Source organism: Pseudomonas sp. 5P_5.1_Bac1, from assembly GCF_025466015.1.
Lineage (GTDB): Bacteria > Pseudomonadota > Gammaproteobacteria > Pseudomonadales > Pseudomonadaceae > Aquipseudomonas.
In genome coordinates this window covers 51,439-70,233 of the sequence record NZ_JANLNX010000096.1, presented here as the reverse complement: position 1 = coordinate 70,233, position 18,795 = coordinate 51,439, and the positions used below count along the sequence as shown (strand labels likewise).

Sequence of the window (18,795 nt, the reverse complement as noted above, 5' to 3'; positions counted from 1 at the left end):
TTCCTTTGCGAAAAGCGGCCATGCTAGAAGCCCCGGGGCAGCGGGTGCAAGGACCGCAGCTTGGGGCGTTGGCTGTATGGCGTCTGCCGGTGGCGCTTCAGAGCGCTCGATCTCCAGAGCGCAGAAAAACCGTCGGCATGCACCGGGCGGCCTCGACTCAATCTCCCCAACCACCACCGACAACTGAACATTCACCGCCAAACGCCCTGCTATGCACACAAAGCTTTGATCCGGGTCAGCGATAAGCACGCCAGATGTGCTAGCCCGTCAATCCGCACGCCAGCGCTCTACCACCGGCTTTTTAGCCAAAAAAAGCAGTGAAACGGCCATCTTGTATCCATGAAATTTTTCTGAACAGCCTTGACGGGCGCTCAAACGCGATAGCAGGATGCCGCCACCGAAGTAAAACAATTCGCGTTTGCCAGTAAGAATTTTCGACCTTATGGATGAGGGTGATTCGAATGGATTCGTCGTGCACGAAAATCGTCGACAACGGTGACGATGGCAAACGCTTCATCATCGCGATCACCGGCGATGGCTTTACCTCCTTGCAGCTCGCCGGCTTCCACCAGGCAGTGGCCACGTTGCTCGCTGGCCTCAGCGACATCATCCCGATCTCCTGGCGCCTGAGCGACGCAATCAACGTCTACATGATCGATACCGTCTCGGCGGCGTCGGGCATTGGCTCGGGCACCGGTTGCGGTACGCCGGTCACGGTGAACAACGCCTTGGGCACGGTGTCCTGTGCCGACGGCAATTCCAGCAGTTGCATATCGGCGTCCCCACGTCTGGTGAACGCCGCGCTGAACGCTGCCGGGATCACCTGGCACCTGGCGGTGGTCATCGCCAACACCGGCGTGGCCGGCGGCAGTTTCGGCGGCAACCAGTGCACCCTGACCCTGGACAGCGGCAACGTCGCGCTGCTGGCCCGGGCCATCGCCCAACTGGCGGCCGGGCTCGGCGTCGAGTACGCCGCCCAGCCCGGCACATACCCGGACATCGAGCCCAGCAGCCCCAACCTCACCACCAACATCGCCGCCGCCACGCTGAAGTGGGCGCAGTACCTCACCCCCGGCTACACCGCCCTGCCCTCCAACCCGTCGGCCAGCGGCTGGCAACCGTGGATGGTCGGCGCCTTCGAGGGCGGCGGCAATTACGCCCAGGGCATCTACCGGCCAAGCCAGAACTGCCTGATGCGTGACCCCGCCGCCGACTTCTGCCTGGTCTGCTACAACGAGCTGCTCAACGCGTTCGCGCCCTATCACCAGACCACCGGACTGTCCTGGCTGGCCAGCCAGAACGGGCTCGGCGCCTGGTCGGCGGTGAAAGCAGTGTCGGCGCCGGTGCAGCCTGCGCCGATCCAGGCATTGGCGACCACCAGCCTGGCCAGCCGGCTCTACGTGTTCACCCTGGCCAACGGCGTGATCGGTCACAACTCCGCCACCGTGGTCGGCAACTGGGAAAGCCTGCAACCGATCCCGCTGGCCAGCGGCAACATGGGCGTGCCCACCGATATCGCCGCCACACTCGCCGGGGCGGTAGTGGTCGTCACGGCGTTGTCCGGCAGCCAGGTCTGGCTCGCCAGCCAGCCTTCTGGCGCCGCCTGGAGTGCGTTCTCGGCCATCAGCTCGACCGGCCTGCCCGCCGGCTGCACCCGCGTCGCCTGCGCGGTGGCAAACGGTCAGTTGTTCGTGTTCGCCTCGGGCAGCAAGGGCATCTGGCTGAGTGTGCGCAACGGCGCCAATACCTGGGACGCCAAGTGGAGCGAAGTCACTTCGCAACTGGGCCTGAGCAACGGCTCGGCGATCGACTGCCTCGCCGCCGGCGCTGCGGTGCAAGGCCAGTTCATCCATGTGTTCGCCGCCCAAGGCACCACGCTCAAGCACGTCAAGGTCACCAGCGCACGGCAGTGGCAGGGCCTGGAGAATGTCGGCAGCAGCGGCCTGGTTCCGGCCCTCGACCTGAACTGCGCCGTGCGCGACGAAGCCTCGGTGTTTCTCACCGCCGCCACCCGCAACGGCCCGGTTGGCGCCACGCGCAATGCCGTGGCCTGGCCAGCGGCAGCCACGACCCTATCCGCTTTGCCAAACACGGTCAGCCGTGTCTCGGCAGGCATCCTGTCCGGCACGCTTCTGGCCGCGGCATCCTGACCCACCCACACAGCAAGGCCATCATGGAGAACGCTTATGAGTAGTGGCGGCGGCAGCAGTCCAACCCCCAACCGTACCTGTACCGGCAACCTGAAAACCGACGTCAGGCTGGTGCTGGTTTATCAGCCCGCGTACAGCCTCAACGGCGCGAACTGGAACGCCACGCCGGCAACCCAGGTAGCCGCGAACACCTCGCCGGTATCGGTGTTCATCGCCAACGGCCAGACCCCCGACGGCAGGATCACCTACCAGGCCGACGACGGTACCCAGTTCGTGCTGGCGTTCACCATGAACGGTACCAACGCGATCAACGTCATCGGCAACGGCGGCGGCGCGTCGGCTTACAACTACTCCGTGGCAAGCCCTGGAACCGGGGACACCATCACGGCCGTCTACACCATTTCCAGGAGCAACTCGCAATGAGTTACACCATGTCCGTGGACCGGGTGATTCAGCTCGCCCGTTGCGATGATTTCCCCGAAGCGACCATTCGCCAGATGTTCGCCGATCACAACGCCACCGAACTGCCGCTGGAGGTGCTGGCGACGCTGCCGATCCCGCTGTCGGTGAAGGTGTTCCTCGGCCTGCAGGACGAATTCTTCAGTGCCGAAGAGTTCCGCGAGCTGGCGGTGGCGTTCGCCAAGCGTGCCTCGACGGAAAACCCGGCGGTGGAGAACGACTACTTTGTCGGCAAGACGCTTGAGGTCTACGAGCAGGCTGTGCAGGCAACCCGCACCCTCAAACTCGGCGCCCAACTCGACACGCATCTCATCCAGTTGGTGACAGGCTACCGCGCCGCGATCAAGGCCCTCACGGAGCCGCTGAGCAAGGCCTTGCTCAGCGCCAGCGGCGAACAACTGCAAACCATCGCCGCCTACGAGGCCGTGTGGTTCGCCGGCTATGAAGGCCAAGGCATCGCCTGCCGCAATGCCGCGTCCTGCGCCGTAGCTTCAGTGCCCAAGCCAGACGCCGACGGCGTGCTGCAATGGGTGCTGGACAATGCCGTGGCCGTGTCCCAGGCGCGGACCGCCTGATATGGCGGATACCAGCGCTGCCCTGGATGTCACCGCCGCGCTGGCCCGGCTGCGGCGCGGTGGATTGCTGCAACCGACGGCGGCGTCATCCGCCGTCGTGGTTTTTCCGCCGCTGGAGCAGATGCTCCCGCACCGCTCGCCTTTTCTGCTGCTGGACCGGGTCCAGGCATGGGACCCACGCCAGCAGGCCTTGCTCGCGCAACGCCGGGTCGATCCTGAAGACCCGGTGCTCGCCGGCCATTTTCCCGGCAACCCGATCTACCCCGGCGCGCTGCAGGGCGAGGCCATCGCCCAGGCCGGCCAGTGCTTGCTGCACATGGCCAGCGGTTGCCCGGCGACACCGCTGCAAGTGCTCGCCACCCGCGTGTTCGGCGCACAGTTTCTCGGCCAGGTACGCCCCGGCGAAATCATGGATATCGAAGTCCGCCTGCTGGACGACAACGGCATGCTGGCAGTCTTCGGCGGACGCATCAGCGTCGAGGGCGCGGTGCGCAGCGTCGTGGTGATGGAGGGCTGCCGTGTCTGAGCTGCCGCGTATCGTGGTGACCGGCATGTCGGTACTCACCGCCCTGGGCGAAGACCCGGGCACCCTGCTGGACAACCTCCTCGCCGGCCGCTCCGGCATCACCCGCTGGCACGGTTTCGATCGCGAGATCGCCACCAAGGTCGGCGGCAGCATGGAAGGTTTCGAACCGCGCCCACGCCTCGCGGCGCTCGCCGACAGCCTGCCGGACGCCGCCCGCCTGCGCCTGCGCCGGGCCAGCAACCGGCTGCCGTGGTCGACCGCGCTGTCGGTGCTGATGGCCGGCCGCGCCTGGCAAGACGCCGGCCTGTTCGAACACCCGCCAGGCGATGACGGTGAAACCGCCATCGTGGTCGGCGGGCACAACATCGGCCAGAACTACTACTTCAATAATTTCCGCCAGTTCGCACACGAGCCCGACCACATCGACGTGCAATTCGGCCTCGCCGGACTGGACACCGATCATGCCGCCGTGGCCTCCGAAGTCATTGGCATCCGCGGCCCCGGCTACACCGTCGGCGGAGCCTGCGCCAGTGGCGCGCTGGCGCTGCGCGCGGCGTTCAACGAGATTCGTCATGGCGGCGTCGAACGGGTGGTGGTGCTGGCGCCGGTGCTGGATTACTCGCCGCTGGAACTGCACGCGCTGGCGCTGATGCAGGCGGTCAGCCAACGCGCGTTCAACGACTGCCCGGAACAGGCCAGCCGGCCGTTCGACCGCCGCCGCGAAGGCTTCGTGCCCAGCCATGGCGGCGCCTGCATGGTGCTGGAACGGGCCGACCTGGCCGTCGCCCGCGGTGCCGAGCCGCTGGCCGAAGTACTGGCGGTGGCCGCACGCTCCGATGCCAGCCGCCAGCCGAGCCCACAGGAAGATGGCCAGGTACGGGCGATCCAGGCCGCCCTGCGCGAAGCGCGCCTGCGCCCCGAGGACATCGACTTCATCTGCGCCCACGCCACCTCGACGCCGCTGGGCGACATCACCGAAGCCCGTTCGATTCGCCGCGCCTTCGGCAGTCACCTGGCGCGGATGAAAGTCAACGCGCCGAAATCCATGCTCGGCCATACCTGCTGGTCGGCGCCGCTGGTGGAACTGGTGGCGGCCATCGCGCAGATGCGCGCCGGGCAACTGCACCCGACCATCAACCTCGATGACCCGGACCCGGAACTCGACTTCGACGTCTGCGCCGCTGGCGCGGTGGCGCACCCGGTGCGCTACCTGCTGAAGAATTCATTCGGTTTCGGCGGCAACAACTGTGTGGCGGTGCTCGGCCGCTGGGAGTCGCAGCCATGAATTTCTTCATCACCGGCGGCACCCGCGGCATCGGCCGCTGCATTGTCGAGCAGGTGCTGGCCGCCGGGCACAACGTCGCTTTCACCTGGAACCACGACGCCGACGCCGCGGCCGCCGTGCAGCGCCACGCCGCGCAGACCGCGCCGGAGCAACGCTGCGTCGCGCTGCGCCTGGACCTCGCCGACGCCGCCGCCATCGATGCCGTGTGCGACCAGGCCGACAGCGCCCTCGGCGGCATCGACGTGCTGGTGGGCAACGCCGCGATCAACCGTCCAAGCCTCGCCGTCAGCCTGCCCGACGCCGACTGGCGGGCGGTGATGGACGTCAACCTCGACGGTAACTTCCGCCTGTGCCGCGCCCTGCTGCCGGGCTTCATTGCCCGCCGTCGCGGACGCATCGTGCTGCTGTCCTCGGTGGCCGCGCACGGCATGACCGGGCAGATCGCCTACAACGTGTCCAAGGCCGGATTGATCGCCATGGCCGCCACCCTCGCCCGCGAATACGGTCGCCGCGGCATCACCGCCAATGCGCTGGTGCTGGGCCTGGTGGACACCGACCTGAGCCGCGAAAGCGCGCCGCCGAAAACCTTCGAACACTGGCTCGGGCAATGCCCGAGCGGTCGCCTCGGCACGCCGCACGACGTGGCGCAGGCGGTGCTCTACCTGGCCTCGGACGGGGCCGGATTCGTTAACGGTCAGGCCATGCACCTCACCGGTGGCCTGGATTGGGTGCCATGACAAGGAGCGATGCAATGCACGACATCCACGCCAAGGTTCGCGAGGTAGTGATCAAACACACCGAAGCCGCGCTGGCCTTTCTCGACCTCGGGCCGATCGACACCCAGTTGCGCTTCGATCACCTGGGCGCCAGCAGTCTGGACATCATCACCATCGTCTCCGACGCCATGCGCGAGCTGCAGGTCAAGGTGCCGGTGGAGCAACTGAACCAACTGTCGAGCATCGATGCGCTGATCGATACCCTCACCGGCGCGGTGTACAGCAGGGTGAGTGCCTGACATGGCCTGGTCCCTGGAGATCCATCATATCGACGTGCGCAAGGCCGGCGACGCCACCTTGATCGTCGCCCGCAACCCGAACAATCCCGTGGGCGAGCAAGTGCGTTCGGTGCTGATCGACGGCGGCCTCGCGGGCGTTGCTGACCATGTCCACACCTACATCACCACAACGGCCGGGCTGGCCAGCGTCAATGCGCTCGTCGCCACTCACTATGACGCCGACCACCTTGGCGGGCTGGTGACACTGCTCAAGAAAAACGTCACCACCTACGATACCGCGCGGGTCTATGACCGTGGCTGGCCGGCCCTCGGACCGAGCAACCTGTACCTGAGCTACCTCAATGCGATCAACAGCAGGACTGGGCGCAATCGCGTCACCCGTGCCGTCAGGGCCGCCGATCAAGCGCCCGGCATTCTCTTGTCCATGGTCAATAAGAAAGGCTCTGCAGCGATTCCCGCAGGTGACACGCCAGTTCAAGTGGCCCAGGCCATCAACCAGCCGGCGAAGTGGCTGATCAGCGGCCCCCAGGCGGAAATCCTCCAGGCCACCGGCGCCAACGCGCCGACCTTGACCTGCGTCGCTTGCAATCAATGGGTTCAGCGCCCCAACGGCACACCGGTCCTGGCCGCACAAGGGGTCAGCGAGGCGGAAAACGCCTGTAGCCTGGCCTTCCTCCTGCGTTTCGGCGAGTTCACTTATTACATCGGCGGTGATATCGAAGATCCGCAGGAAAGCGTGATCGCCGCCCTCGCCAACCCCAATGACAACGCCGCCGGACGCGTGCTGGTGGTCAAGGCCAGTCACCATGGCGCCAATACCGCCACCTCGGCGCAATTCGTGCAGCGCATGCGTCCGCTGGCGGTCATGGTGTCCAACAGCACGGGTAACCAGCACGGTCACCCGGCGCAAGAAACGGTCAACGTGCTCAATGGCTACCCGCGCGGCGTCGCCTACACCCTGCCGGTGCCACCCGCTTCGCCCGGTCGGCCTAGGCGAACCTACTTCACCGGTTTCGACAGCGCCGACAACACCGATAACGTGTTCGTCTCCCTCGGTATCGTGGCGGGTGATCCTTCCACCGGGAACCATCCTGGCCACGTCCGCGTGGATGTCAGCGAGGCCCAGGCCTTTGGCAACCGCAACTTTCCCGGCCGCGCCTATCGCGCGGTCCTCGCGGTCGCCGACATCGCCGCCAAGGCCACGGGCATCAGCCTGACCCTGGTGCAGGCGCAGACGGCTGCCGAAGCTGCGGTCAAGGGCACGTTGGTGGATGTAGTGCAGACACTGGTCAACACCCCGGAGGCCAGCAACACCGCGTCGGCCTTGTGGGTGCTGCGCAGCAAGAGGGCGGGCGGCGTCAAGAGCGAATACCTGCAGCAGATGACAGCAATGCCCCCCGACCTGAACGACTGGCTGGACGGTGTCGAACTGCAGAAAAGAATCCTCGGCCGCGCCGGCACGCTGACCGACATCTACCAGTGCGTCGACACCGCAGAGCAGTTTTCCGCCACCGCCAGTGCTGCCCTTCCCGGCACCCTCGCCGGGCTCACGGCCCTGCCAGGCTGCATCGACGGCCTTGCCGCGGCCTACCAGGTGATCAACAACCTGGTGCCGTTTCCCGCATACACCGGTGCCGTGCAATCGGGCCTCGACCAGGCCAAACAGGCCCGCGACATCCTTGCCAACGGCGCGGGCCGGGTAGCGGTCCTCGCGGGTCAAGCCACCACGGCTGCGCAACAGGTGCACAGTGCCAGCAGCGTGCAACAGGCCATGTCATTGGCCGAGACGGCGATCAACAGCGCGGACAACGTCTGCGTAGCCGTGAGCGACACCCTCAGCAACCTCGCCGACTGCTACAAACTGGCCGCCCGCGCGGGCACCAACCCGAGCCCGGCACTGGTCGCGGTCGCGATCACCCGCGCCTGCGGCAAGACCGCGGCCGGTGCGGTCACCGGCGCCATCGCCGGGGCGGTAAGCGGTAACGGCGGCCTTCAATCGACGGAGCAGGCTTTGCACTTCGCCCTCCAAGAGGCCGGGGTCGATTCTTCGCAGGCCGTCGCCGCCCTGCGCGAAGCCCTGACCGGCGACGACCCGCTGTTCACCGTCAGCTACTACAAGGCAACCGCACATCAGGTCGTACAGGACAACCTTTCCTGAGGCGGACCGCTCTTTCCTGGAGGCAACACGCAATGACTGCCATGAATGCCGTTACGCAGGACCTGAGCCAGTTGCAGGGCCAGCTCAAACAGAAGATCGACGCCTCCGGCAGCCTCGCGCTGGCGGCCGGGACCACCGGCATCAGCGCGCTGGACAACCTGTTCGGTGCCTGCAATGTGACCCTCGCCAGCGCCAGCGTCAGCGACCCCGGCGCAAGCTGGCCAGCGAGCTTCACCGTCAGCGGCACGCCCAGCGGTGAATGGACGCTCAATGGCCTGGGCGCCAACGCCAGCCTCAGCCAGTTGACCCTGACCTTCGCCCAAAGCGCCCAAGGCCAGGCGATCAGCGCCAGCCTGAGCAGCGCCGCCAGCGCGACCCTCGGCAAGACCGTGATTGCCTTCAGCGGCAGCCTCAGCGATGACGCCGCCCTGGTCCTGCAACTGAACCCGCCGGACAGCCACCTGCCGCTGCTGACAGTGGGCAACTTCGCCTTCGCCAACCGCTTCGGCGGCTGGCTGCCGGTCGATCTGCCGCTGTTCACCGACATGCCGTTCAGCCAGATCGAGGTGCAGGCCAACTACGGCGGCGACAACGACACCGCGTGCGCAGTCACCACCGGGGTCAGCGGCGACTGGTCGCTGGTGCAGGGCGGGCCGAGCCTGACCGGCGTCTGGGTGACGGTCGCCAGCGCGACCAAGACCGAAATGGATCAGGCCGTCACCCGCCTGAGCGCCAGTGTCGGTGGCGCCCTGCTGATCGGCGGCCAGCCGTGGACGATCAGCGTCAGCCTCAACGGCAGCAGCCTCGTCACCATCGACGTCAGTGCCAAAGGCGACCAGCAACCGGCGCTGGCCGCCCTCGCCGGCCTGATCGCCGGCGATGCCGCGGCCACTGCGGTGAACGACGCGGTGGCGAAACTGCCGCTGGCCAACCTGGTGCTGGACAGCGTGCAGATCGCCTTCGACTGGCAACAACGAAAACTGCTGTCAGCCAGCGTCAACGCCACCCTGCCGTTCACCTTCAACAAGGTGCCCGCCGACCTGCTGCTGTCGGTCGGCCTGCCACCGCTGCAACTCGGTGGCGGCCTGTCGCCGAAAACCCCGGTGAAGGTCCGCGATGTGGTCATCGAGTACCTCGGCGATGCCAGCGGCTTCCCCGCCACCACCATCACCGCACTGGCTTTCAACACCGTGCCCACCGAGGGCAGCTACAGTTTCTCGCTGGCCATGCAGGACGTGTTCAGCGCCGGGCCGCTGGCCTTGAACAGCGTCAACCTGGAAATTGCCAGGAGCGGCGGTGCCAATACCGGCAAGATGAGCGCCGAGCTGACCCTGGGCGGGATCGATATCGCCGTGCAGGCCGGCTACGACAAGGGCTGGCAGATCGCGGGCAGTACCGCTTACGGTCAGGTCATTCACATCGGCGAAGTGATCAGTGATGTCGCGGCAAAATTCAACGTGACCTGCCCGGCCGCGCTGAACGATTTCGACCTGAAGAACCTCGCGGCGAGCCTCGACACCGCTACCTCGACCTTCACCTTTGCCTGTGCCGGCAAATTCACCATTGCCGGTGCGCAACTGGATTTCAGCATCGATCTGCAGTTGTCGAAACCGCAAGCCGCCTGGCAAGGCAACTTCACCGGCGAAGTGGTGATCGGCGCCGCGACCTTCAAGGTCACCTTCACCCAGGACAGCAAGGTCAAGCTGCTGCGCGCCGAACTGGTGCCCACGGCAGGCAAGAGCCTGGCCCTGATCGATGTGGCGCAGACCTTCGCCATCGACCTGTCCGGGGTGCCGGCGGAGCTGCTGCCGGTCCTCAAACAGGCTTCTTTCACCTACGATTTCAACAAGTCGCAACTGGTGCTCACCGCCAGCACCGACAGCGTGGCGGTGAGCCTGGTCTGCGTGCCGGCGGCCACCACCGGGCGCCTGTACGCAGCCGTGGTCGACATTCAGGTCGAAGCCGATATTTCGCAGTTGCCGGTGGTCGGCAGTCACCTGGCGGCCATCGAGAATATCGGCCTGAACGGCATGAGCCTGGTGATCGCCTCCGGCGTGTTCAGCGCCGACGAGATCACCGCGGTCAATGCGGTGATCCCCGAGGGCCTGCCGGTGGTGCCCGCCCTCAGCGCCACGGGCCGGGTGGTGCTGTCGGCCAACCTGATGCTCGGCGGCAAGGCGGCCAAGCCGCTGCAACTGGCATTCGCCCAACCGGACAAACCCAAGCAGGCGCTGCTGGCGGACGCGGACACCGCTGCCAACGCGCCGACCCCGGCCGGCACCTCCAAGGCCCAGGGCAAGTGGGTCAACGTGCAGAAGAGCTTCGGCCCGATTTCCCTCAGCCGAGTCGGCGTGGCCTACCGCGACCAGCGCGTGTGGCTGATGCTCGACGGCGGCTTCGCCATGGGCGGGATCAATATCGAGCTGATGGGCGCATCGATCGCCTTCCGCCCGGTGCTGCCGCCGATCCCCGACGGCGCCAGCCTCGATGGCGTATTCATCGGCTACAGCAATGCCTCGGTGACCATCGCCGGTGGCCTGCTCAAGGTGGTGACCCAAGACGACCAAGGCCAGGAACTGATCGAGTACGACGGCCAGTTGCTGCTCAAGCTCCCGCAATTCCAGTTGTCGGCGCTGGCGTCCTATGCCTCGCTCGACGGCTCGCCGTCGCTGTTCGCCTACGCGGTGCTTTCCGCGCCGATCGGCGGCCCGCCGTTCCTGCAGGTGGACGCACTGGCCGCAGGCTTCGGCTTCAACCGCGACCTGATCATTCCGGGCCTCGACACACTCAACCAGATGCCGCTGATCGCCGCGGTCAACGGCGACTCGCCGTTCGCCGGCAAGGACCCGTCGCAAGCCCTGAAAGTCATGCACAACTACGTGCCGCCGTCCTACGGCGAGTACTTCCTGGCGCTGGGCGTGCGGGTCGCCTCGTTCCAGATGATCAAGGGTTTCCTGCTGGCCACCGGCAAGCTCGGCAACGAATTCGAAATCGCCCTGCTGGGCCTGGCGACGGTGTCGGTGCCACCGGCCACTCCCTCGCCCATCGGCTATGCCGAACTGGTGCTCAAGGCCGACTACAACTTCAATCGCGGCACGCTGTTCCTCGGCGCGCAACTGACCGCCAACTCGTACATCCTGTCCAAGGATTGCCACCTGACCGGCGGCTTTGTCGTAGCGGCCTGGACCAAGGACAACCCGGACGACCCGAACGGCTACAAGGCCGGCGACTTCGTGGTGTCGCTGGGCGGCTACCACCCGGCGTACAGCAAACCGAGCTGGTACCCCGACGTACCGCGCCTGGGCTTCAACTGGAACGTGACCTCGGAACTGACCGTCAAGGGCGGCCTGTACTTCGCCCTGGTGCCGTCGGCGGTGATGGCCGGCGGCAGCCTCGAAGCGGTCTGGCAGAGCGGCGACCTGCGCGCCTGGTTCAAGGCCTGGGTGGACTTCCTGCTGGGCTGGAAACCGTTTCACTATGACGCCAGCATTGGCATCAGCCTTGGCGCGTCGTACAAGGTCAACCTGGGCATCACCTCGTTCACCGTCAGCGTCAACGTCGGCGTGCAGGTTCACCTGTGGGGCCCGGATTTCGCCGGCACCGCCACCGCCGACCTGTTTGTCATCAGCATCACCATCAGTTTCGGCGACAGCGCCAACAGCCAGGTCAAGCCGATCGACTGGAGCGATTTCAAGAGTTCGTTCCTGCCCGGTGGCGGCACTGCCCCGCCGAAAAGCGCGCCGCACCGCCTGCTGCTGGCCGACCTGCCGCAGAGCCTGAACGACAGCACGCCGGTCAAGCAGACCGATGCGGTGTGCCTGGTGCGCGTGGCCAACGGCATGTTGCAAGACCTCAAGGGCGTCGGCGGCATGGACTGGGTGCTCGACCCCGAGCGCTTCGAGCTGACCACCTGGTCCGCAGTGCCGAGCAAGCAGGCCAGCTACACCGGCTCCGGCGCGGCGCAGAGCATCGCCGCGAGCAACACCGATTTCGGCGTTGGCCCGGTCGGCGTGAACAATGCCAACTTCGCCTCCAGCCACACCGTGGTGATCAGCAAGCTCGGCGGCGAAATGAGCGCCGAAGACATCCGCGTGGACGTCAGCGCGGTGCTGGAAAACCTGCCCTCGGCGACCTGGTCGACCACCGCCGCGCTGGACCCGAGCCTGGCCAACCTCAACGACACCGCGGCGCGCAGCGTGCCCAACGCCATGACCGGCCTGCGCATCGCCGCCAAGACCGACAACCCCGACGTGACGCCGCTGCCCATCGACCTCGGTGTGCTGCGCGAAGAAATCGAAGACCAGCGCAGCGTGGTCTGGCCCGTGCCCAGCGTGCCCGCCGCCACCGGCTACCCGCAAACCGACACCCTGCCGGTGTTCACCAAGGCCCTGGTCGACCCGACCGTCAGCGCCGCGCGCTCGGCGATTCTCGCGCAACTGGCCGTCGATGGCCTGACCACCGCGACCAGCGTCGATGTCAGCGCGCTGGCCGCCAACGCCGCCAACACCTTGCTCCACGCACCGGTGCTGTCGGTGCTCGGCGCCCAACCTTCCTCGTCCAGTTCCGGAGCAGCCCGCCCATGACCAGCGCCACGACCACGCCCCTGAGCGACGGCACCGTCCAGTTCGTCGCGCATTGGCTGCCGCCCCTGATGGCCGGCGACTACAGCATCACCGTCACCCAGCACCTGCAAAACACCGACCCCAAGGCCAGTGCCAAGGCGGCGTTCGATGAAGCCTTCGTCAACAGCCGGCGCTTCGCCGTGCGTGGCGAGCGTTTCAGCCTCAACCCCGATGAGCTGGTGTCGCGGTTTCCGCCTGCGGACAACCAGGGCGAGTACCAGAATGTGCTGCCCCATGTGATCTTCGCCCGGCGGACCCTGCCGTGGGAGCGTTCGCCCGAGCTTGAAGCCGACAACGCCTCGTGGCTGGCCCTGCTGCTGTTCGAAACCGACGAGGCGCCGACCCTGCAATCGGTGCAGGCCGGCGACCTGCAACGCCAGCCGTTTTACCGCAGCGCCGAAGACGCCGCGAGCAAGGGCACGCCGGCCACCAGCACCCTGCCGGCCACCACCGCCAGCTACCCCGACGGCTACGCGCTGCTCAGCGGCGCCGACGGCAAGGCGCCGGCCTTCACCCTGTCCACCGGGGAAAACTGGTGGGACCTGTGCCAGGTCATCGATGTGCCGGCGGATCTGTTCGCCGCCATTGCGCCGACCCTCGACGAACTGGACTGGCTGGCCCATGCCCGCAGCGTATCGCTGACCAGCAAGCAGGCCGAAGATGAGGCCGAGCAGGAAGGTTCGTTCTCGGTGGTGGTGGGCAACCGCCTGCCGGCGCCAAACCGCCAGTGCGTGGTCCATCTGGTATCGCTGGAAGGCCTGGCGCGCTTCCTGCCGACCGGCGATGGCGAAACCGCTGCGCCGCTGACCCTGGCCAGCGGCGGCACCGCGCAGACCCTGCGCCTGGTGTCGCTGGCCAACTGGAAGTTCACCTCGCTGGACCCGCAGGAAACCTTCAGCGGCTACCTCGAAGCGGTGGACTGCGCGCCGCTGCGGCGTCCGGCCCCGGCCAGCAGCACCAGCCCCGTGCAACAGACCGTGGCCAACGCCTTCGCCATGGGCTACACGGCGCTGAACCACCACACCCGTCTCGGCGACGACACCGTGTCGTGGCTGCGCGGCCCGCTGCTGCCGTTCGCCTCAGTGCCGGTGATCGTGCCGCCGCCGGCGGCCACACCGCTGGTGGTCGCCGACCAGGCGGTGAGCTTTGATCCGGCCACCGGCCTGATGGACGTCACCTACGCCGCCGCCTGGCAGATCGGCCGCGGCCTCGGTCTGCAAAACAACCTCTACGCCAGCACGCTCTATGGGTGGAAACGCAATGAAGCCCGGGCCGAGGCCCAGCACAGCGAAACCCTGGCCCTGACCCTGCGCCTGCACGCCTCGGTGCAGCCCGATTCGGCACTGCGCAGCGGCGCGGCAGCAGCGCCTGTCGGCCGCAGCGGACTGCGCGGTCTGGCCATCGGCCTGATCGCCGAATCCCTCAGCGCGCAGTGCGCCCGTTCTTCCAGCCCTTCCGCGGAGCAAGACCAATGACCCTGCTCGCCCAACGCAACAGCCAGCTGTTCTCGGTGCAATCGGTGACCCGCCGCGCCAACCTGCTGGCCGCCCCGCCCGACAGCGCCCCGGTGCCCGGCGCGATTACCGAGTGGCTGAGCAAACTCGCGGTGCTCAAGGGCGTGCCGTTCGGCTATCTGGTGCCGGATGAAGCCATGCTGCCGGCCGAATCGATCCGCTTCTTCGTGCTCGACCCCAACTGGATCAACGCGCTGTTCGAAGGCGCCACCAGCATCGGCCGCTCCAGCACCCGCGACGCCGCCCTCGACGCGCGGCTGGTGGCGCGGCTGTACGCAGCTGTCGCACCTGCCGGCACGGTGAGCGGCTTTGTCCTGCGCTCGAACGTGGTCGCCGGCTGGCCCGGCATCGAAGTCCGCGCCTATGACGCCAACGGCAAGCGCCTGACCGGCGTGCTGCGCCAGGACGTGCTCTCGCCGACGGTGCTGCTGTACATGACCACCGGCCAGATCAGCTATGTGGACATCGGCGAACCGTCCGAGGCGATGCACTTCGGCGTCGATATCGGCCAGACCAGCAAGTCGCTGCGCTACGTCACCGTGCCGTCCGGCGCGCCGGCCAACACCCGGCCCGGCGATCAGGTGGACAAGGCCAGCGTGGCGGTGACCTACCGCAGCGCCGGTGGTGGCAAGCGCGTACTGAAAGTCGCCGACCTAGCCAAGGCACTGGAAACCGCACTGGTCGCCAACAAAGCCAACCTGGTGCCTGGCACCCAGCAACAACGCCCCTTCACGCCTGCGGAGTTCGCCCTCGAACTGGTCGAGGGCGTCCAGACGGTCCGCTTCAAAAATACCACCCAGGAGGCATCGGCATGAGCGGCAGCGGCCTGATCGTTCCCATCGACGTGACCGCGCTGGTCATCGGCGTGCCCGATGCAGCGACGGTAAACACCTTCGCCGCGGTGGCCAGCGACTTCTCGCTGATGCCCTGGTCCGGCGACGCCGGCCCTTACCTGGCCGAGCCTCTGCTGCCCCGACCGTTCGACTCGGTCAATGGCACCGAGGCCATGCAGCCCGGCATTCACCTGCACTGGGCCTTGCCCGACAGCATCAACCGTGGCGGCACCGACGGCTCGGGCAAGGTCGAGTTTCTTCAGGCGCCCAACCTGTGGATGGTGACCCGTATCGCGGGTGCCGACGGCAGCACCCAGCAGAATGCCTGGGTGATCGAGAGCGATCAGTTGCAAACCCAGCGCGACGCCAGCCTGCCGCAAAACATCGCCTCGCGAGCAGTGCCGATCACCCCGGACCCGAGCAGCCCGGGCAAGCCGTTCATGTACCAGGGGCGGGTCTATCGCCAGGCGGACTGGGCCGGGCGCAAGGCCGCGACCTACGCCAGCAGCAACACCACGGTCGGCTACGGCACGCCGTCCTATGCGGCGGCGTATCCGCACTGCCCCAACGTGTTCTCGTTCTGGGATCCGCTGGACGATGCCCAGGCCCAGGGCTTCACCGCGGAAACCCCGCTGTCGTACTCGGTGGTCGGTTGGTACGCCGACAGCAGCGACGATCCGCTGGGCACGCTGGTGTACCCGAAGGAAGCGACCAGCGTCGAAGACCGTCAGGCCTTTATCGCCCAGCGCCTGAACTGGAGCGTGAGCAACACCGCTGATGTACCGGACCGCACCGTGTGCAGCGGCCAGCTCGGCGGCCTGAGCTGGGACCCGGAGCGCGCCTGGCTGACCCCGCCGAGCGCCAGCGGCATCGACGTGGTCATTGCCGACAACACCGCCGAGGCCGTGGCGGCCCTGCTGCAGGCGCGCAACCCCGGTGTGGCCGACCTGGAAACCCTGCTCAACGTGTTCCAGCAAGGCATGCTCGCCGAACTGGGCAAGGTCGGCGGTGCTGCCGCCGCCGATGACGCCGTGCATCAGTCGGGCTTCTCGGCGCTGCCGGGCGGCACCGTATGGGTGGCCCGCCAGATCACCGTACCCGGCGCCAACCCGGCGGGTAACAACGGCCAGTTGCCGGACGCCGCCGCAGCGCAACTGGAACAGATCAACCGCCTGCAACGCAGCCTCGACGGACAGAACGGCGACCTCGACGCGCTGCGCCAGCAACTGTTCGTCGACTGGGCGAAGTTCATGCTGTTGCAGTTCAACCTGGCCAATCCAACCAACCTCAGCGCCGACCAGGCCCGCGCCTTTATCGGCAACTACGACCTGGCCGCGATCAAGACCCTCAGCGGCGCGCCGACCAGCCCCGGCAGCATCGACACCACGCAAACACAGATCAACACGGCGCTGGCCGCCCTGCGCACCAGCCTCGGCACGGGGTGGGAGGTCAAGCCGTCGTCGGCGCCACGCTACTGGCAGCCGGCGGACCCGGTGATCCTGCTGGCCGGCCGACCGACCACCCAAGCCTCGGCCCGTCACGGTGGCGACGGCCGTTTCCACCCCGAAGGCCTGCTGGCGTGCCGGGTCGGCAGCCAGTTGGTCAACAGCGTGAAACTGCGTGGCGCCACGGTGACCCCGCAGGTCAGCCTGGCAGCAGCGCCGAGCGGCGCCAGCTACCCGCCTGAACTGGACGCGCTGCTGGCCGAGACCCTGACCCTCGACCCGCTGCATGCGCCGGCCCTGGCGCGGCAACTGGTCAGCGCAAGCGGCCAGCAACCGGCCAACGCGCTGACCGCTCGTGCACTGGAAGGGCAGATCAGCGACGCCCAGCACGCCTTGCGCGGCGCCAGCAACGCCGACGACGCTAACGTCATCCTGCAAGGCACGGCGCCGTCTCCGGTGGGCCTGAAGACCTGGCAGCAACCGTGGCTGCCGACCTTCCTCAACTGGGAAGTGCAGTTCTCGCCGTACCAGCATGTCGGCCTCTCGGACGGCGGCGGCGACTACAGCGCCGATGCGGTCACCGGGTCCTTCACCCTCGACCCGGACGGACTGGACTTCAACGCCAATCCCGGCCTGCAACCGTCATCGGCGCTACAGAGTTACTCCGGTACCGTGACCCTGGCCGGACGCACCGAGATCAACCTGCAATCGCAGCTCAAGACCTGGCTCGCCAACTACCCGGACGACCCCAATGCGCCGGTGCTGGAAAGCATCCTCGGGCAACTCGACCTGCAAGCCATGGCGCAAAGCCTCAACGGCTTCAACCAGGGCTTGCTGATGTGCAGCCAGAGCCTGCAACTGCCGGTGATGGACGCCCTCAGCACCTCGCTGATCGTGCGCAACTTCACCAACAAGCAAGTGGCACCGCAGGTCGCCGAGGCCAACGTCGCCTCGCCAGCACCCAACAACGGCTTCAACCCGCTGCGCACCGGTGAGCTGCGCATCAGCAAACTGCGCCTGGTGGATGCCTACGGCCAGGCGGTGGACCTGCCTGCGCCGACGCCGATCATCGCCGAGCGACTCAAGCAGCGCTTGGCCAACGGCGGCGTTGCCGACAACGGCAAGATCGTTCTGCCGCCCCGTCTTACCCAGCCGGCACGCCTGCAATTCCGCTGGCTGAGCGCCCTCGACGGCCAGGCCGAATGCGGCGACCAGGGCCACGCGCCGATCTCCGGGTGGGTGCTGTTCAACCATCTCGACGACGCGCTGGCGATCTATGACGCCAACGGTGCACCGATCGGCTCGCTCAACACCCTCGGCCCGCGCTGGCAAGGTGCGCCGGGCAGCGACAACTGGACCTTGCCGTTCACTCAGGTGATGGCCTCGATCAACCCGTACCTGGCCAACTTCGTCCGGGCACTCTACGACCAGCCGAAAGGCGTGTCGTTCCTCAACGCGCTGCTCGCCACGCTCGATAACGCCAGTGGTGCCAGCGGCCCGTCGGCGCCCACTGCCGACCCGAGCCTGAGCGTGCTGATCGGCCGTCCGCTGGCGGTGGTCCGCGCCTCGCTACGCCTGGAGCTGCAAGGCCAGCCGGCCGCCGACGGCAGTTGGGATGCCTTCGCCGCCAGTGTCGCCCTGAAACCGGGTCAGCCACGGCCGAGCGCCGGTATCGGCAACATCAACTTCCCGGTGCGCCTGGGCGACTTCGGCCTGTATGACGACGGCATGGTCGGTTACTTCATCGAAGACGGCAGCGAGAGTCAGTGGACCACCTTCTATTCGCCCGCCGCGCTCGGCGGCAACGGCGTGGTGCCGGTGGACATCGACAAGACCGCGGTCACGCCGGTGGCCGCCTCCAGTCCTGGCAATGGCCTGACGCTGACCTTGCTGATCGACCCGCACGGCTCGGTCAACGCCACCTCCGGCATCCTCCCGGTGAAAACCATTTCGATTCCGCGGGCGCAATGGCAACCGGCGCTGGACCGCATCGCCGTGACCTTCCTGACCACGCCGATGGTCGGCGCGGGGGTGGTGATGCCGGTACCGACGCCGGAAGAAAACGGCTACTCATGGCAGTGGGTCACGCGCCAGAGCACCGGTACCGGCTGGACCAGCGACGTGCCCGGCGCGGCGGTTCCGACCGCCACCCTGGTGTCGCCTCAACGCATCGAAGAAGGCTGGCTGCGGCTGGTGCGCACTAACGGTTAAGG

General features: G+C 67.1%; 12 protein-coding genes. All 12 read left to right on the top strand.

The features are described 5' to 3' along the window. The first annotated feature begins 461 nt into the window (after positions 1-461). The 12 genes from NTD82_RS20900 to NTD82_RS20845 are packed head-to-tail and all read left to right on the top strand — an operon-like array spanning position 462 to position 18,793. Positions 462-2,150, top strand: coding sequence for a M64 family metallopeptidase (locus NTD82_RS20900; RefSeq protein ID WP_262130055.1), 1,689 nt, complete (start codon positions 462-464; stop codon positions 2,148-2,150). Between the two features lie 36 nt (positions 2,151-2,186). Continuing rightward, entirely contained in the window at positions 2,187-2,573 is a 387-nt protein-coding gene (locus NTD82_RS20895) for a hypothetical protein (RefSeq protein ID WP_095158783.1), read from the top strand. Further along, on the top strand, positions 2,570-3,184 hold the full coding sequence (locus NTD82_RS20890; protein WP_262130053.1) for a hypothetical protein: 615 nt from the start codon (positions 2,570-2,572) through the stop codon (positions 3,182-3,184). The genes NTD82_RS20895 and NTD82_RS20890 overlap by 4 nt, the downstream gene beginning before the upstream one ends. A gap of 1 nt (position 3,185) precedes the next feature. Then, complete coding sequence (locus tag NTD82_RS20885; protein ID WP_095158781.1) at positions 3,186-3,710, top strand: 3-hydroxyacyl-ACP dehydratase FabZ family protein; 525 nt, start codon at positions 3,186-3,188, stop codon at positions 3,708-3,710. Beyond that, a complete protein-coding gene (locus tag NTD82_RS20880) occupies positions 3,703-4,995 on the top strand; it encodes a beta-ketoacyl-[acyl-carrier-protein] synthase family protein (protein ID WP_262130051.1) in 1,293 nt (430 codons plus the stop codon). Before NTD82_RS20885 ends, NTD82_RS20880 begins: the two co-directional genes overlap by 8 nt. Then, positions 4,992-5,732 carry an SDR family NAD(P)-dependent oxidoreductase gene (locus NTD82_RS20875; RefSeq protein ID WP_262130049.1) on the top strand — a complete coding sequence of 247 codons (741 nt, stop codon included), beginning with the start codon at positions 4,992-4,994 and terminating at the stop codon, positions 5,730-5,732. Before NTD82_RS20880 ends, NTD82_RS20875 begins: the two co-directional genes overlap by 4 nt. 14 nt (positions 5,733-5,746) lie before the next feature. Further along, the gene (locus NTD82_RS20870; protein WP_262130047.1) at positions 5,747-6,010 is read left to right on the top strand and encodes an acyl carrier protein; all 264 of its coding nucleotides are present in this window, start codon (positions 5,747-5,749) and stop codon (positions 6,008-6,010) included. Position 6,011: 1 nt separating this feature from the next. Further along, complete coding sequence (locus tag NTD82_RS20865) at positions 6,012-8,168, top strand: ComEC/Rec2 family competence protein (RefSeq protein WP_262130046.1); 2,157 nt, start codon at positions 6,012-6,014, stop codon at positions 8,166-8,168. A 32-nt stretch (positions 8,169-8,200) separates the two neighbouring features. Next, entirely contained in the window at positions 8,201-12,751 is a 4,551-nt protein-coding gene (locus NTD82_RS20860; RefSeq protein WP_262130045.1) for a DUF6603 domain-containing protein, read from the top strand. Next, a complete protein-coding gene (locus NTD82_RS20855) occupies positions 12,748-14,265 on the top strand; it encodes a hypothetical protein (RefSeq protein WP_095158775.1) in 1,518 nt (505 codons plus the stop codon). The genes NTD82_RS20860 and NTD82_RS20855 overlap by 4 nt, the downstream gene beginning before the upstream one ends. Then, complete coding sequence (locus tag NTD82_RS20850) at positions 14,262-15,119, top strand: hypothetical protein (RefSeq protein ID WP_262130044.1); 858 nt, start codon at positions 14,262-14,264, stop codon at positions 15,117-15,119. The genes NTD82_RS20855 and NTD82_RS20850 overlap by 4 nt, the downstream gene beginning before the upstream one ends. Continuing rightward, positions 15,116-18,793 (top strand): hypothetical protein, encoded by a 3,678-nt coding sequence (locus tag NTD82_RS20845; protein WP_262130042.1) that lies wholly within the window; start codon positions 15,116-15,118, stop codon positions 18,791-18,793. The genes NTD82_RS20850 and NTD82_RS20845 overlap by 4 nt, the downstream gene beginning before the upstream one ends. Positions 18,794-18,795: the final 2 nt, after the last annotated feature.

What these genes read in the sequence shown, in the direction of transcription:
- NTD82_RS20900 (WP_262130055.1), top strand. Translation starts at nt 462, where the DNA reads ATGGATTCGTCGTGCACGAAAATCGTCGACAACGGTGACGATGGCAAA.
- NTD82_RS20895 (WP_095158783.1), top strand. Translation starts at nt 2,187, where the DNA reads ATGAGTAGTGGCGGCGGCAGCAGTCCAACCCCCAACCGTACCTGTACC.
- NTD82_RS20890 (WP_262130053.1), top strand. Translation starts at nt 2,570, where the DNA reads ATGAGTTACACCATGTCCGTGGACCGGGTGATTCAGCTCGCCCGTTGC.
- NTD82_RS20885 (WP_095158781.1), top strand. Translation starts at nt 3,186, where the DNA reads ATGGCGGATACCAGCGCTGCCCTGGATGTCACCGCCGCGCTGGCCCGG.
- NTD82_RS20875 (WP_262130049.1), top strand. Translation starts at nt 4,992, where the DNA reads ATGAATTTCTTCATCACCGGCGGCACCCGCGGCATCGGCCGCTGCATT.
- NTD82_RS20870 (WP_262130047.1), top strand. Translation starts at nt 5,747, where the DNA reads ATGCACGACATCCACGCCAAGGTTCGCGAGGTAGTGATCAAACACACC.
- NTD82_RS20865 (WP_262130046.1), top strand. Translation starts at nt 6,012, where the DNA reads ATGGCCTGGTCCCTGGAGATCCATCATATCGACGTGCGCAAGGCCGGC.
- NTD82_RS20860 (WP_262130045.1), top strand. Translation starts at nt 8,201, where the DNA reads ATGACTGCCATGAATGCCGTTACGCAGGACCTGAGCCAGTTGCAGGGC.
- NTD82_RS20855 (WP_095158775.1), top strand. Translation starts at nt 12,748, where the DNA reads ATGACCAGCGCCACGACCACGCCCCTGAGCGACGGCACCGTCCAGTTC.
- NTD82_RS20850 (WP_262130044.1), top strand. Translation starts at nt 14,262, where the DNA reads ATGACCCTGCTCGCCCAACGCAACAGCCAGCTGTTCTCGGTGCAATCG.
- NTD82_RS20845 (WP_262130042.1), top strand. Translation starts at nt 15,116, where the DNA reads ATGAGCGGCAGCGGCCTGATCGTTCCCATCGACGTGACCGCGCTGGTC.